Here is a 16,133-nt window from a genome sequence, read left to right as displayed (position 1 = left end):
CTTCTATTCAAGTTCAGTACTGGCAGACAGTTTTGTGCTCCAAATCCCGCCCAAACGTAAAACCCCAAAACGTTACTTGCTATACTAAGACCGACATCATGCCAATCGAACATCGTTATATTAACCAACTTAATGCTATAGAAGATAATCAGTCCTTCTGCGACAGACCAATTGCTAGGAAAAGCAATATACTAATAATTGGCACATTTAATCCAAGTGACACAAGTTGTGAAAAAGAAAATATTGCGACTTGGTTTTATGGTAGAAATAAAAGTAAGTTTTGGAGGTATTTTCCGACAGCTTTGACAGGAACTTCGCTTCATCCAAATGACGGAAGCAACGGACACCCACAGTCGTGGAAAGACTATTGCTGTGTTAATAACGTTGTCGTTATTGACCTCATAAAATCCATAAATATTAATGATATGCTTCCAAGCTTTGGAGATAAAGCCGTCGAATGTAAAATCAACAATGACTTGACAAATACGGAATACATCGATATTGGCCGAGCATTTAGCCGGATTACATTCAATAAAGTCATCTATTCTTTAACATGGACAGACAAATGTATTCCAAGATTAAAACGAATTAGAGACATCGTAAATAGAAGGCTAATCGAGAATAATTGCATACAGAACGCTAATCAAATAAAGTACTGCTTGACACCATCAAGAAATGACGCTGGGCCTTCGTGGAACAATGCGGTAAATGGATAAGTACAGCAGGTAAAATGGTAGTGCCAAAATCGGGGCTTGACAATATCTATTAGAGTGACAGAAGTAATTGAACATTTGTAATTTTTTTGAGCGGTAGTGCTAACAATTTCCGCCTTCGACAAGGCCCAAGCCATTGGGCGTTATTGTAGAAACGAAACAAAAACATAAACCAGATTGATGACAGGTCTATTCCTAAACATATTTGAGTGTAAGTTTGAAAAAGACTATTTTGACTTACAATACTTATCTTATGAAGAATATGCTACGATAGAAGCATATAAAAAACTTCGTACAGAAAATCCTGATTATGAATTTTACAAAAATGATTTAAAACTTGACAATGGGCAAACAGAAAGACGTATCTATTTTTGGAACAAAAAGATAAACCCTGAAACTATTATTAAAAAAGGGGTAAAAGAAAGAGTTAATATTCAAAGTAACCCTAAAATTATTGGTAAAATTATAGAAAGCTGCATCCTTCAATATTTCTTGAATTCAAAAGGCTTTAAAGTTTCCAAAAAAAAAGAAGAACACTTTTGGAGTATTACATCTTCAAAGAATTTATTTATGAACATAAAAGGGTTAAACGCTTATAATCAAATTCACTTTAATACTTTTTTCAACTCATATAATGGTACTCTTTCATTCTTTTTTGTACTTTCAAGAAGTATCAACTTAAAATTTTCAATTGGCAAAGATGAATTTGAAAAGAAGGGTATAGTTTGTAGTGATTTAAAAGGAACAGAAAATATTATTTTTGCCAATAAACAGTCTATCAAACGTTTTTTATCAGCTACAGGGCAACAAGGAAACTTTGACGTACAAATGCAAGTATTGGAACACAATCAAGAAAACTTTAAAGTCATTAAACAAACTTTTGATTGGCTTGAAAAAAACCGAAATAATATCTATTTACCTTGTGAAAATACTTTTAGTGAATTTTCGCTAAAATACTTACCACTTGAAAATGATAAAGTCCAAGCCGACAAATTAGAAGACCCAATTAGATACTATTTTGAGAACAGAACCGAAAAAGGCTATTACAATGATGTAATTTCAAGACTAAAACCATATAGTTTTAAATTCTTTGAAAACCAAGAAATTAAGATTTCCATTATTTGTCCTAAATTCAATGAAGGTATTTTAGAAGGTTTTATCAATCAACTTGAAACACGCCTTAGAAGTATGTTTCATATAAAACCTATTTTCCTGCCTGTATTCTTATCCGATACTAAAACTGAAACATATACAAATGCTGTATATGAAGAGCAGGTTTTATCATCACTGCTTTGTATTGTTGTATTAAACGAACAACATCTAAAAATCGCAAATATAAAGGAAAGCCCTTACTTTATTTGCAAAGCAAAATTACTTGGGCGAGGTATTTCGACACAAGATATACAAGTTAAGCACTTACAAAAAGTGAACTCATTTGTAATGAATAATATCGCTCTCAATGTTTATGCAAAGATTGGTGGAATTGGTTGGACTATCCAGAATATTGAGAAACGAAAGGAGGAATTAGTGATAGGCATTGGCTCATCTTTAAATAAAGATGGCAAGAGAATTTTAGGAATAGCCCAAATATTTCATTCAGACGGCAGATATTTGGTAGGAGATTGCTCATCTTTATCAACCTTTGATGACTACGCTAAAAATTTAGAAAATCATCTTTATATTTCTTTATCAAAGATAATAAGCCAAGAAATCATCAATAAAAAATCAGAGTTTCGATTAGTTTTTCATCTTTTCAAATCAGCAGGCAAAGAATACGAGATAAAAGCCGTTGAGAATGTAATACAGAAATTTCAAATTGAAAATCTTACATTTAAGTATGCTTTTGTTCATCTTGCCTATGGACATAATTTTAGGCTGTTTTCAAACAACGGTATTAATAACGATATTATAAAAGTTTTCGGAAAAGACCAACAAGTAAATACCACGCCCAAGGGAACTTACATTGAACTTTCAAAATATCGTTCATTAGTTCATTTTGTTCAGGAAAGTACAATACCATTAGAAATCGAAGTTGATAAGCGTTCAACTTTTGAAGACTTGCGTTATCTTTCTACACAAATTTTTTGGTTTTCCCATCTTTCGCACAGGACTTTTTTGCCCTCTAAAAAGACAGTTACAATTTTGTATCCATCTATTATGTCGGGACTTTTAGATAAACTTCGTGAGATTGATGATTGGGATAAAATGCGTGCTGAAAAAATTACTGATAAACTTTGGTTCATTTAGTTATGACATGGATAAACGACATAATACAAAATAATGCGAACAGGATTTTTGAATACCCAACTATTCAAGAGTTTTGCTTCTTGCGTATTTATGACGAAAACAAGCTACTAAGTAAAAATATAGATGATTTACAGGGTGAAGAAGAAACCTTAGCTGCCAAAGGATATAAAAGAATAATGGCAATAAGCGAAGACTTTTCAATAATTGATAAGCCTGAAAACAAGAGAGTAGCACATTATAAGCAAGACAAATATAAACTTATTGGCATATCTTTAACTTCGGATAAAAACAGTCAGGCATACAAGCACCTTGAAAATTTCATCAAACAGTCATCAACAAAAGAGCTTTTTTTAGTGCAAAAATTCTTCCCTGAATTTGAGCAAGATTTTTTAAGTAAGTTAAAATCTAAAAAAACAGATGAGCTATCTACTAAAATTTTAAAATACATCTATCAGAACAGCTTTGAAACAGAAATTGATAGTTTTATTACCGATTTAAGCAGAGATGACTTAGAAACTATTGATTTGATTGTATTAGCAGAATTGCAAAGTCATTTTAGTAAACAAGCAGTTACGAAAACTATATTCAAAAAATTATCTGCAAAAGACTTGATAATTGGGATTTTAGAAAATTTTGAAAACTCTGTTAAAAAAATAACAGATTTATCTTTACGATATGGAAAAGACAAACAAAATAGAATTTTAATTGCTATCAATGATGAATATGACGTTCAAGATTTACTTTATTTCAGCCTAAAATCAGTGTTTCCCGAAATCAAGTATGAAGACGATACAAGCAACTATGGTGGAAGTGCTAAAAGATTAGACTTTTATTTGAAAGACGAAGGAATTATAATAGAAGTCAAGCACATTGACAAAGCAGATGATAAGAAGTACACCAAACAAATGAAAGAAGATTTACAATCTTACCACGTTGTAAATACTCTTACAGAGATAATATTTTTTATCTATGCCCCAAATTCTATTCAAGACATTAACAACTTCCAAGAACTAGAAGGAGAACAGACAATACAAGGAAAAACGTTTAATGTTAAAGTAATTATAGTGCGGTAAAAAACAACAAACGCCCAACATTGCATTTGTGGCAAGGCAGGCTAAGATGCTAAAATGAACTTTTGTTCTTTCTGTTGGCTTTTGTGCGAGTGGAAACGGTAGTGCTACTAAGCTCACCCTGCACAAATGCTTTACCGTTACGGTTGGACACGCTGGCCCATCCTCTCTAAATAATTAAGCCGAATTATTCCTTGACCCAAAAACGGGTATTTAATTGTATTATCAAACCCATACTCACCCAATCGCTAATTCGCTCAATTATTTAGCCGACAGCCTCGTCAGAGGTGCCGGATTTCGCGCCAGAATCGACGGATAAAATGCCATTCATTGGCAGAAATACCTTTATGCGATCGGGCAACACGCAGCAAGGTTGTGACGAATCTGCGTTTTAAGGTATCCGTTAATTCGGTTCGTCTGCTCACTAACCGACGCATCCCAAAGGCGTATGCTTCTTCGGTTGATTCCCTTACATCTTCCCGCAAAAAAAAGCCATTGAGGGCCACTGAGCCATAAGGTTCTCTGCCCAATAACGCTTTGGCAGTTTGCATTTCTTCCTGATGGGGTCGCCCGTCTAACGTAGACAGGGCATAAACGAGGCTGCCTAAGCCTAATGCGATATCGGGTGAATACATGATTGATGGGAAATTGATGATAAAAAATAAGGCGAACCTGGCGGAACACCTGTTTCCGAAGGTTCGCAACCTGATGCTATAGTCTGCTCAGGTTCAGGGTATGTTTCTACCAGAAAAGTGAAAAGAAAAATTTAACAGTCCGTCGAGTCGGTGCATGTTTACAGGTTGGCCCATACAGGGAATGGCCGCTCTATGGGCCAACCTGTAAACACGGGCAACTACCGGGCGACGCTCACCGTCGATTCCCGTTAGTTACCTCCGGCATTGCTCTGGTTTTGTTGTACACGGGAGGCTACTTCTGAGTCAGGCGTTGTAGCCGGACGAGGCTCACTCACGCGCTGGATTTTATAATTCCGAACGGCCAGGTTCATTTCAGGGGTGTGCGCCGTCACGACGCCACCCACCGGCTCAAGGCCTGGAGCCTGGTGCTTATAGCTAAGCATGGGCCCCTGATTCAGTGCAGGAGCTTTAACCGTTACCCCCTTTTTATCAGTCCACTGATGCGCCGTTGCGGCTTTGTTTGGGTGCTTATAGTTATGTGTCGAGTAGGTCACATCGCGACGTAATTTTGAATCGTCCTGAGCCGAAGCGTTGAGAATCGTAAGGGTACTTAGGGCGGCAATAATAAGATATGCTTTCATGGCTTTGTCAGTTTTAGAATGGTCAACCCGGTCAAAAACAGCTTTTTGTAAGCCGTGCCTGATTGACAGTACAAAGGTCATGAATGGGTGTTAGGCTCGTGTTAGAGCCGCATTAGAACGGGATTAGAAATTTTATTGGGCTGTTTACCCCATCCCACTATCTGTCAATGCGGAAGCGTAACGGTAAATGTCGTGCCGGACTCAGTAGAGGATTCAACCTCAATTGTTCCCTTATGAATCTGGATGATCCGTTCGGTAAGGGGCAAGCCTATTCCATAACCAGGTTGCCCCCCTGCATTACGCCCCCGTTGGAACGGCACAAAGATCGCAGTAAGCTGATCGGCCGGAATCACAGAACCCATATTATGCACCTTCACCTGAACAGAAGTTAGCTCGGCCAATAGGCTCACCGATACGGAATGATTGTCTGAAAATTTCCCCCCATTATCAAGCAGATTGAAAAAAGCCGTTCGTAAAAGGGTCTCATTGCCCAGCACCTGCCAATCCGTCTTTGTCACGTCGGGCAGGCTTACCTGAAGCGTATAATCCGGGTGAAGCCGTTGAAACTCCTGCTGAATCTGCCCAAATAGCGTATCGATATGAACAGTTCCCATCGGTACGGTCGAGGAATCCATACTCGCATTGGTCAAGGCCAGCAACCCGTTGGTCATCCGGTTTAGGCCACGCACATCGTCCAGTACGGAACGAATCGTAGCCCGCAGTTCGTCGGGATCATCATCGGCCAGCAAGGAGACTTCCAACTGGCCCGTTATGGCCGTGAGAGGTGTTCGTAATTCGTGCGAAGCATGCGATACGAACAGACGTTGCAATCGGAACGCGTCTTCCAGCCGATTCAGCATGCGATTGAAGCGATGTGCCAACTGAGCCAGCTCGTCGGCCTGATCGCCCTCGGGCAACCGTTGCGACAGATTAAGGGCGGTGATGTCGTCTATCTGGCGATTGATCTGACTGATCGGCCGTAACGTTCTTCCGGCGAACAGACGACCGGCTACGACCATCAGACCCGTCATCAGAAACCAGCCCAAACCCAGCAGTTTAGCAAAATTCTGGATCGTCCGCAGATTGTACGTGTCAACGGCCGAAGCAATAATGACAAACGGAATCCGGTCGTCGATAAAGAGGAGGCCCACGATTTGGCGATCGCCTTTTTTCCAGTTTACCTGTTTCTGTTTCCGAATCCGACTTAACGTAGCTTCAGTCAGCGTCAGGTAATCCGTGCCACTTTCGTAGGCTAGCTGGTTCTTTCCATTGTAGATAATAATTTCCTCATCGGGTAGCACGGTCAGCTGATTTTTATCCATCAACTTGTAAAGCGATGGCCCGATCCGTTCCCGTCCGACCAGCAAATGCCCCGCCGTCAGGGCTTCGGCTCGTAAGCGATTCTGAAATTCAGTTTCCCGATAGCGCTCAGCAACCAGGTAAAGGAGCAGACAAAACAAGGCCAGCGCCACCGAAACGATGGTCGTAAAAAACAGCGTCAGTCGATTGCGCAGGCTCATTTCTCTTTCAGTACATACCCCATACCGATCAGTGTGTGTATGAGCTTGTTCGGTGAATCCTTATCAATTTTGGCCCGTAAATAACTGACATACACATCAATCACATTGGTTCCGGTGTCGAATCCGATATCCCAGACGTGCTCCGCAATATCGACCCGCGAAACCACCCGGCCTGCATTCCGCATCAGGTACTCCAGCAAGGCATACTCCCGGGCAGTCAGATCGATCGTTTGTCCATTTCGGCGGGCTACGCGTTCGTGCAGATCAAGCTCCAGATCAGATACCCGCAAGAGTCGGCCCGGCTCGTCGACCGTGGGTGCCCGACGCAGGAGCACTTTCACTCGCGCCAGCAGTTCCATAAAATCGAACGGTTTGGCCAGATAATCGTCGGCACCGGCCTCAAAACCCAGTAATTTATCGGCAACGGTATCGAGGGCTGTCAGCATCAGAATAGGCACCTGACTGGGTTGGTTCCGAATGTATTCGGCCAGTTCCAGGCCCGTTATATCGGGCAGATTGACATCGAGAATAATCAGGTCGAAACGGGTCCTGGCCAGCAGACTTTTAGCATCTTCCCCGGTCGGCGCAATCGATACCGAATAAGACTGGGTCTGAAGTCCTTTTTTGATGAACGTGGCTACTTTAGGCTCGTCTTCAACCACTAACAACTGTGCATTCTGGCCCGTATTCATACAATCGGCGGATAAAATAATGATAAGCTACTACCCACAATTGGCTACCGATCAGCGTTTTTCATGCCAACAAGGTTGCCGTTGGCAATCGAGGATCAATTGGGTATGGTTCAATCCGTAAAACCCGGCACTGTACGCTCATTGGATGGAGCGGATCAATCAACACATTGCGAGATGGCGATAAGGGCACAACAACCGATGGCAATGCGATCCCTAACGTGCTATGCTGTCGGAATTGAGCGTCCATAAACTGCGGTAAACCTGCCGGGGTAACCTGTGTATTGTTCCAGCCGGATGGCAAATCGGCTGCTTCCAGCCACGTAATGGCATCGTCAGGAATCTCTATTTCACATAGGATCAAAGGTGGCAGATCGGCAAGCGGAGTTCCTTCCAGATGAACCATGTATTCCAGAAAACACAGTTCGGGCGTGGTCGCCGTATAGACCAAAGGGCGTCCACGAACATTCCATCGGCCTCCGCGTAGCTGAGCGCCTATGCCATCCAGAATTGTATCCCGATGGCTGTCCGTCTGAACCCTATAGACCGTTGCTGGCATTAACTAAAAACGCCGTAATCAATTCGACCCAGAATATCCTCGACCAATTGAACACCCGTAGAGCTATCCAGCAAATCCAGCGGAGAACGGTTATCCAGAAGCCGCAACGGCCGTTGTAGCCAGCGCGTAAACTTACCCTTGTCCTGAAAAACGGCTTCACCATACGTAGCAAGCCGGGTGAGCAACAACAACCGTTCGGACGTTGGGGCGTCGAGATGGGTCGCTTTAACCTGCCGATGGAAGGTAGCTACGGATTGGTTCAGCAATCGAGCCATCTCCTTATCGGTAATCCCAAGCAGTGCAGCTACCCGGCCTGCTTCAGTGCCCGCCAGACCGTGCCGCGAACGGTCGATCAGCTGCAGGGGTGTAAGTTGTGTATCAACAGAATTTGATCCTGTAGTTACCCTCTCCTCTGTCGAACTGTGAAACTGGTTTAATGTTAATTTTTTAAAATTAACAAACCTCTCTATCTCATCTATATTTGAAGGGTTAGCATTTATTATTTCGGATAAAACTTGAAAAATATTATCCTGATAATCATCCTCTCCAAAGTCAAGACTTCTCAGTAAACGAGGGTGATTTTCTATTACCGTAAGACTATTGGTTATCCATGCCAATTGTATCCAATCAGATTTCGTAAAATAGTCCCTAATAAATTCAACTAAGGCTATTGAGCGACGAAGTTCTTGTTTAGTCTGCACTAACATATAGACTCATTTGATGGCAATATAACACGCATTTGACAATTAATGTTGCAGAAAGAAAAATTCTCAACGGGCAGGTGTCCCAATCCTTTCTATTTGGTATCAATACACTCGTCACAAACCATTTTTTAGGGCCAGACCGGCTTTTCAGACAAAAATGAGCCTATCTTCGAAAAAAAATATAGTTCGTAAATGACTGTTCGCCAGATCATCCTTCTCCAATTTCTCTGCTTCGCTTCCTTCGCTCAACAAAACCTTGTCCCGTATGTGCATCCACTGATTGGCACCGAAAAAATGGGGCATACCTTTCCGGGAGCCACCGTGCCGTTTGGTGCCGTCCAGCTTAGCCCCGACTCTGATACGCTGTCGTATGAGTTCAATGGCAAATACAATGGCGACGTGTACCGATACTGTGCTGGCTACAAGTACGAGGACAAAACGATTGTTGGCTTTAGTCACACCCACTTCAGCGGTACAGGCCATTCTGATCTGGGCGATTTTCTGATTATGCCTACGCAGGGAACTCTGCAACTGAATCCGGGCGTGGCCTCCAATCCAAAATCTGGCTATCGATCCGCCTTTTCACACGCCAATGAAGTAGCCGAAGCAGGCTATTATAAGGTCAAACTGGACGACCACAACATCCTGGCTGAACTCACGGCCTCGAACCGGGTTGGGTTTCATCAGTACACCTTTCCCAAGTCCGATCAGTCGCACATTATTCTGGATTTAACCCACGGCATTTACAATTACGACGACAAGGTAGTCTGGACGTTCGTGCGCGTCGTGAACGATACGTTGATTACGGGCTATCGGCAAACGGCTGGCTGGGCTCGCACCCGGACGGTCTATTTTGCCCTTTCCTTCTCAAAACCGTTCAAGTCGTACGGCCGCCAGAGCCTGGATAAGCCACAGGTTTACAAAGGGTTCTGGGGGAAATTCGACCAGAATCACAATTTTCCTGAGATAGCCGGGAAACGCATTCGGATGTATTTCGATTTCGACACACAGGATGGGGAGACAGTAAAACTCAAAATGGCTCTGTCGCCGGTAAGCCAGGAAAATGCACTGGCCAATATGCAGGCTGAGGTTCCCCACTGGAATTTGGACCGGGTGAAATCAGAGGCACAGGCAGCCTGGAACCGGGAATTAGCTAAAATCCAGATCGACGCATCCGAGAACGACAAGGTGAACTTCTACACTGCTATGTACCACGCTTTTGTGAACCCAACCACCTACATGGATGTCAACGGTCAGTACAAGGGGCTGGATCAGGACGTACATCAGGCCAACGGTTTCACCAATTACACCACGTTTTCGCTCTGGGATACCTACCGCGCATTGCATCCGTTTTTCAACCTCATGCAACCTTCCCGCAACAACGACATGGTGCAGTCGATGATGAAGCATTACGACCAGAGTACGCTAAAGATGCTGCCCATCTGGTCGCACTACGCCAACGACAACTGGTGTATGAGCGGCTATCACAGCGTATCGGTACTGGCCGATGCCATTATCAAAGGCGTGTACAAAGGCGACGACCAGAAAGCACTGGATGCTTGTATCGCTACAGCTACCCACCGCAGTTACGAGGGTATTGGCGAGTACATGGACAGAGGGTATGTACCTGCTACGGCCAGCAGCAACTCGGTTTCGCACACGCTCGAATACGCCTACGACGACTGGTGCATTGCCCAACTGGCCAAAAAACTGAATCGGCAAGATGTATACGAAACCTTCCGAAAACGCTCCGAAAACTGGAAGAACGTTTACGACAAATCGATCAATTTCATGCGTCCCCGACTGGCCAATGGCTCATTTAAAAAAGAGTTCGATACGTATAGCACGCATGGTCAGGGCTTTATTGAAGGGAACTCGTGGAATTTCAGCTTTTTCGTCCCGCAGGACCCCACTACGCTGGTCGAGTACATGGGTGGCCCAAAGAAATTTGCGGCCCGGCTCGATACCCTTTTCTCCATGAATTTACCCGATAAATTCTTTGCCGAAACCGAAGACATCACCCGCGAAGGCATCATTGGCGGCTATATCCACGGTAACGAACCCGCCCATCACGTTGCATATCTGTACAACTGGGCGGGTCAGCCATGGAAAACGCAGGAGCGTATCCGTATGATTCTGTCCATGCAATACAAACCAACTCCCGACGGATTAGGCGGAAATGACGATTGTGGCCAAATGAGCGCCTGGTACATGTTTTCGTCGATGGGTTTTTACCCCGTAGCTCCCGGTTCGGAGGAGTATGCCTTAGGCAGCCCATCGGTCAAAAGTGCTCATTTGCAACTCGAAAATGGGCAAACATTCACCGTCGAAGCTGTCAATCAGGGTGATAAGAATATATATGTTCAGAAAGTACTGCTGAACGGGAAGCCCCTCGCGCAACCGACCATTACCCATTCCGATATTCTTAAGGGAGGCAAACTAACATTTTATATGTCGGCGAAACCTGTGAAAAAATAAGTAGCCTACCCGTTTTTGGATCACATTGTTTATAGAAATGGGCTATTTTATGTACTTTTAAGCCTAGTGCAGATCAATAATCTAACCCACACATGAAAGGAAGTAAACTGGACTTATGCCTGAATATGGGCTATTTTCGGATGCAGCAGGACATCTTTACGTGTCAGTATATCCTGTTTGAAAACAAGCTTTGTCCTGTTTACTGGCTACGCATTGTACTGGCCGATGTGACCTACGGCACCAAACAACTCCGTCTGCTTCGAAGCAATGACCAATTTACGGTAGCCGTCAAACCGTTCGTATTATCGGAGGAGTTGGAAAATCTGTACGCCCTGTATCGAAGTGCCATCAATTTCGACGCGCCCGACTCAGTTGAATCGTGCCTGCTCGATGGCGCTATCGATAGCGTGTTCGATACCTATGTTGTTGAGGTTCGCGATCAGGGCCAGTTGATCGCAGCGGGTATCTTTGACGATGGTTTTCAGAGCATTGCCGGCATCATGAATTTTTATCATCCTGCCTATCGCAAGCATAGTTTGGGCAAGTTTCTGATGCTGCAAAAAATTAATCACGCCCGTCGTCAGCGAAAAATCTACTATTATCCCGGTTATATCGCCTACAACTACACCAAGTTCGATTACAAGATTTTTCCCTGCGAAGCAGCCACCGAACTGTTGGATACCCACAACGGACTCTGGGTGCCTTTTTCGTGGGATCTGCTGAAGACGTTGTCGGAAGATTAAATTGGCTGGCTGACTGACCGTTCAAGGTTACTGACGCCAAGCCAGCAACTAGTCAATAAGCACAACAGCTTTACCGATCACGCGTCGCTCCATCATATCCGTCAGGGCCTGTGGTGCTTCGGCCAGCGAGTAACGTTTGGATACGTATGGCGCTAGCTTCCCCTGCACAGCCCAGGTAGCAATTTCCTGCAAATTTTTCCCGTTACGGGCGGCTTCTTTCTGCGCAAACATGCCCCAGAATACCCCTACCAGCGAGCTTCCTTTCAACAGGGCCAGATTAAGCGGAATCTTTGGAATTTCGCCACCAGCAAACCCAACCACCAGATACCGCCCACCCCAGGCCAGTGATCGAATGGCAGGCTCCGCCCATCGATCGCCCACCGGGTCATACACCACATCGACACCTTTTCCCTGCGTAATCTCCTTGATTCGGCCACGGAGGTCCTCGGTAGCGTAGTTGATCAGATGCGTAGCACCTTTTTCCTGACAAACGGCCAGTTTTTCATTGGTCGATGCGGCTGCGATAACAGTCGCTCCCATCAGTTTTCCAAGTTCGACGGCCGCTAAACCAACGCCACCGGCAGCCCCCAGAACAAGGAGCGTTTCGCCCGGTTGCAGATTCGCCCGATCCTCCAGGGCGTGATACGACGTACCAAATGCATACAGGGTTGAAGCGCCAGTTATAAAGTCCATGCCGTCGGGCAATGGGATAGTGGTGCGAGCATCCACCAGACGTTCTTCTGCCAGCCCCCCATGTGTCCCGTAGGTAAATACACGATCCCCCGGCTTAAGGTGTTTGACGCCCTCACCGACCTCTTTTACTACTCCCGATGCCTCACTTCCCGGCGAAAAAGGCAAGGGAGGTTTAAACTGATACATATTCCGAATGGTCAGGGTATCGGGAAAATTCAGGCTACAGGCTTTCACCTGAATCACGACCTCGCCAGGGCCGGGTGTAGGCGATGGGATGTCTTCCAGTACCAGCGTATCGGGCAGCCCGTAGTCTTTACAAAGTATCGCTTTCATCTAAAAAAATGGACAATGTAAAATGAATAATGGATAATGGATAATGGATGTTAATCGCCCCCATTATACATTATCCATTATTCATTTTACATTATCCATTATTCATTTTACATTATCCATTATACATTATTCATTACTTTAGTTTCCAACCATAAAGACTGCATTACTGAACAGCAGTTTACCGTTGTACCAGAAACCGCGGAAGAGCGGATCATCGGCCAGATACACCACACTACCCCGACCCATTTCCTGAACACCCATCAATAGGGTGTTTTTCAATTTTTCTTTTGCATTACGACCCGAAAAACCAGCTACGTAATTGTCGCCTTTCAGGTAGCCGACATTCCAGCCATCTTTCAGGAAATCGAAGTTGAAGGCATTTTGAACGAGGGTATAATAGCCCCCCGTCAAACCAAAGCCCAGTGGATGACTCGTATCGACATTGACCCGGTAAATACTACCCGGAATATCGTCTGAAATAGCAGCCCGCTCCCGATTGATATACGTTTTCAGTGAATCGACCGAATTGCCCTTTTTCTCCTTTTTCCCATCCTCTTTTTCAGACTTCTCCTTCAGGTCGAACCCTTCTTTACCTGCCAGGAAGGCGGCTGCCCGCTCCATAGCAATCAGTTTACCGCCTGCCCGAATCCATTCTTTCAGCGCCGTCAGAGTCCGCTCATTCAGGATTCGGCCATAGTTGTAATTCGTAGGCAACACCAGTACGTCCAGCTTATTCCACTCTATGGTACCCAACGTATTGCCATCCAGCAGCGTTACGGGGTAATTCAGCTCCTGGTCGAAGAAATGCCAGACCTCACCTGCCGATGGCGGAGGTGTTCCATCGCCCAGTACCAGTCCCACACGGGGGGCTTTCATACCCGTTACAAAATCAGAACCGAAATCGGAGCCGGACGTTACGAAACCAGTCTGAACAGGAATTACTTCTGCCCCCGTCTGCGCAGCGGCCTGAGCAACTACAGTACCCAAACGATCGCCCAGATTCTCATTACCCGTGCGGGCCACAATGAGCGTTCCCGACGCATACGTTTTCCCTTCCAGTTCAAACGGTTTCTCGGCAGCCCGCACCCGTATTTTCTGTTTCAACAGAGCCGCCAGGGTTTGTACGGCAGGTAGCGATTGCCAGCGAATCAGGTACGCATAGGCCGCCGGAACCGTGCTGGTCGTCGGCGTAGAAGACGAAAGTGGCTTGGGATCAATCCGGGATGCCAGGCCATAGGTATGCAGACCAAAGGCGTAGGGCAACGACCAGGCTGTAATATCGTAGGTGGCCGAGTCTTCCAGGGCTGAATTCTGCTCAAACAGAATTTTCAACAACGTCGATTTAGGCTGATAGGCACTGATAACGATATCGTCGGCTGCAATCGCAATGTTTTTATCGGTTTTCTGAGATGTATAATTGAAACCAGTTGCTACCGTCTGAGCTTTCCCGGCTACGCCAAAACTAATTTTATTCCGGTCCAGCAGTTGCTGCAATGCCTTGAGCCGTCCAGCGTCGCCATTCGATTTAATCACATAGCTTTTGTAGGGGCCAATCGGTGTGTTCCGGGATTTATCGAAAAACTGTCCGAACTCCTTTACAATTTCAGCTGGTCGGTCAGCCACTGACTCCAAAGTAGCCATACTCGCCGTGTAGTGGTGGTCGATGCGCTGACGAAGAGTCAGGGTATCGCCATCCGCTTTTGTAATGGCCAGACCCGCCCGGCCACTTCCTCCCTGCTCGTAAGTCATACCAATAGCCCCATTATAGGTCGGATAGGTGTCGCCATAGCTGGGGTAAAACAGATCGAACCGTTCACGCGTATAGTATAACCAGCCATTCCGGTCGAAGTAGCGGCTGCAATACTGGCCGATAATCTGCTGAAACTGACGCTGGTATGGTGTAATATCTTCGTGATAGGGCTTGGCAGAAGGGGCAAAATAATAGGGGCTTTCAACACCCATCTCGTGAAAATCACCGTGTAATTGCGGCATCCACTGCTGATAAAGTGCCATACGTTGTTGTGTTATCTCCTGCGTCTGCCAGGCCCAGTCCCGGTTTGGGTCGAACAGGTAATGGGTATATCGTCCACCGGGCCAGGGTTCATTATGCTCCCGTGCATTGGGAGCAGGATTGGGCGTACGACCCAGCATCTGGTTATACCAGTTCACATACCGATCGTGCCCATCCGGATTCAGGCCCGGATCGAGCAGTACAACCGTCGTGTTCATAATTTTTTGTGAAACCGCATCGGTCGTATTCAGCAGTCGGTACAGTACTTCCATAAAGGCTTCGGAACTGACAGCCTCGTTGCCATGTACATTGTAACTCAGCCAGGCAATAGGCGGTTGGGGTGCCGATGTAGGTGTGCCTTCCAGCAGGCCGATTCGTTTCAGGTTATTCGTCCGAATTTCTTCCAGGCGAGCCATATTGGCTTCGGAAGCAATGGCGACCACCATTAATTGACGACCTTCATAGGTTGTTCCATACGGAATTAATTTAACCCGGTTTGGTAATTGTCGAGCTACCTGTTCGGCATAGGCCAGTACACGATAATGGGGGGTAAATCGGCTACCTATTCTGTAGCCAAGAAATTGATCAGGCGTTAACAGACTCGTTGACGAAGAAGGAGTTGACTGGGCGAAGCTCATCAGCGACATAGCGACCAGGCTTGCCAGCAATAAAATGTGTTTCATGTAGGCTGTAAAAAATTGTAAAAGCTAACCTCCTCAAAAATAGCAGTAAAACGTGCAGAAACCCTTTTTTTGAAAAAATTTTACAGTCAGGTATTGCATTATAAAAACATCGCCTTACCTTTGCACCACGTTTCGCCAACGCAGCGGCAATAAAGCCAAAATGTTGGGTCTTGTACACAAGACGGCCGATTCGTCTAGCGGTTAGGACATCGCCCTTTCACGGCGGTAACACGGGTTCGATTCCCGTATCGGTCACAGCTAACCATTAATTCCACCAAGAGCCAACCCGAAACGGTTGGCTTTTTGGTTTTTCAGGCCACTCCCCTGCCGGTTCGATTCCGGATCAACGTCAAAAGGATGGATCAAGGTCAAAAGGGATCAAGGCCAATACTTGTGGAGGGCGTTGTATTTTTC

13 protein-coding genes and 1 tRNA gene are annotated in these 16,133 nt (G+C 45.1%); 6 read left to right on the top strand and 8 right to left on the bottom strand.

Translation table 11 applies throughout. The features are described 5' to 3' along the window. Window positions 1-98 precede the first annotated feature (98 nt). The 3 genes from BGO59_RS21030 (at window position 99) to BGO59_RS21020 (ending at window position 4,033) form a co-directional block, all read left to right on the top strand. Window positions 99-716 (top strand): hypothetical protein, encoded by a 618-nt coding sequence (locus tag BGO59_RS21030; protein WP_293686444.1) that lies wholly within the window; start codon window positions 99-101, stop codon window positions 714-716. 177 nt (window positions 717-893) lie between these two features. Continuing rightward, a complete protein-coding gene (locus BGO59_RS21025; RefSeq protein WP_293686442.1) occupies window positions 894-2,960 on the top strand; it encodes a Piwi domain-containing protein in 2,067 nt (688 codons plus the stop codon). A 2-nt stretch (window positions 2,961-2,962) separates the two neighbouring features. After that, window positions 2,963-4,033: a hypothetical protein gene (locus BGO59_RS21020; protein WP_293686440.1), complete on the top strand. Its 1,071-nt coding sequence runs from the start codon at window positions 2,963-2,965 to the stop codon at window positions 4,031-4,033. A 278-nt stretch (window positions 4,034-4,311) separates the two neighbouring features. Here the strand turns inward: BGO59_RS21020 and BGO59_RS21015 are convergent, their stop codons facing one another. The 6 genes from BGO59_RS21015 to BGO59_RS20990 all read right to left on the bottom strand — a co-directional run bounded on the left by BGO59_RS21015 (window position 4,312) and on the right by BGO59_RS20990 (window position 8,781). Continuing rightward, window positions 4,312-4,665, bottom strand: coding sequence for a TerB family tellurite resistance protein (locus BGO59_RS21015; RefSeq protein WP_293686438.1), 354 nt, complete (start codon window positions 4,663-4,665; stop codon window positions 4,312-4,314). A 248-nt stretch (window positions 4,666-4,913) separates the two neighbouring features. Then, window positions 4,914-5,306, bottom strand: a complete 393-nt coding sequence (locus tag BGO59_RS21010; protein WP_293686437.1) for a hypothetical protein — start codon at window positions 5,304-5,306, stop codon at window positions 4,914-4,916. 164 nt (window positions 5,307-5,470) lie between these two features. Continuing rightward, the gene (locus BGO59_RS21005; protein ID WP_293686435.1) at window positions 5,471-6,826 is read right to left on the bottom strand and encodes a HAMP domain-containing sensor histidine kinase; all 1,356 of its coding nucleotides are present in this window, start codon (window positions 6,824-6,826) and stop codon (window positions 5,471-5,473) included. Further along, entirely contained in the window at window positions 6,823-7,518 is a 696-nt protein-coding gene (locus BGO59_RS21000; RefSeq protein WP_293686433.1) for a response regulator transcription factor, read from the bottom strand. Before BGO59_RS21000 ends, BGO59_RS21005 begins: the two co-directional genes overlap by 4 nt. A 61-nt stretch (window positions 7,519-7,579) precedes the next feature. Continuing rightward, complete coding sequence (locus BGO59_RS20995; RefSeq protein WP_293686431.1) at window positions 7,580-8,074, bottom strand: RES family NAD+ phosphorylase; 495 nt, start codon at window positions 8,072-8,074, stop codon at window positions 7,580-7,582. Beyond that, complete coding sequence (locus BGO59_RS20990) at window positions 8,074-8,781, bottom strand: antitoxin Xre/MbcA/ParS toxin-binding domain-containing protein (protein ID WP_293686429.1); 708 nt, start codon at window positions 8,779-8,781, stop codon at window positions 8,074-8,076. Before BGO59_RS20990 ends, BGO59_RS20995 begins: the two co-directional genes overlap by 1 nt. A gap of 189 nt (window positions 8,782-8,970) precedes the next feature. On the opposite strand from BGO59_RS20990, the gene BGO59_RS20985 reads away from it, so the two are divergent. After that, window positions 8,971-11,256, top strand: coding sequence for a GH92 family glycosyl hydrolase (locus tag BGO59_RS20985; RefSeq protein WP_293686427.1), 2,286 nt, complete (start codon window positions 8,971-8,973; stop codon window positions 11,254-11,256). 92 nt (window positions 11,257-11,348) lie between these two features. Then, window positions 11,349-11,999 (top strand): arginine-tRNA-protein transferase, encoded by a 651-nt coding sequence (locus tag BGO59_RS20980; RefSeq protein WP_293686425.1) that lies wholly within the window; start codon window positions 11,349-11,351, stop codon window positions 11,997-11,999. A 48-nt stretch (window positions 12,000-12,047) separates the two neighbouring features. Here the strand turns inward: BGO59_RS20980 and BGO59_RS20975 are convergent, their stop codons facing one another. Together BGO59_RS20975 and BGO59_RS20970 are read right to left on the bottom strand one after the other, a co-directional pair. After that, a complete protein-coding gene (locus BGO59_RS20975) occupies window positions 12,048-13,025 on the bottom strand; it encodes an NADPH:quinone oxidoreductase family protein (protein WP_293686423.1) in 978 nt (325 codons plus the stop codon). 138 nt (window positions 13,026-13,163) lie between these two features. After that, window positions 13,164-15,719 carry a M14 metallopeptidase family protein gene (locus BGO59_RS20970; RefSeq protein WP_293686421.1) on the bottom strand — a complete coding sequence of 852 codons (2,556 nt, stop codon included), beginning with the start codon at window positions 15,717-15,719 and terminating at the stop codon, window positions 13,164-13,166. A gap of 183 nt (window positions 15,720-15,902) precedes the next feature. On the opposite strand from BGO59_RS20970, the gene BGO59_RS20965 reads away from it, so the two are divergent. Beyond that, window positions 15,903-15,974, top strand: a tRNA-Glu gene (locus BGO59_RS20965). Window positions 15,975-16,133: the final 159 nt, after the last annotated feature.

It is taken from the genome of Spirosoma sp. 48-14, assembly GCF_001898575.1.
Classification (GTDB): domain Bacteria; phylum Bacteroidota; class Bacteroidia; order Cytophagales; family Spirosomataceae; genus Spirosoma.
Note: the sequence above shows the minus strand (reverse complement) of the source record. Positions and strands in the feature narration are given on the sequence as shown.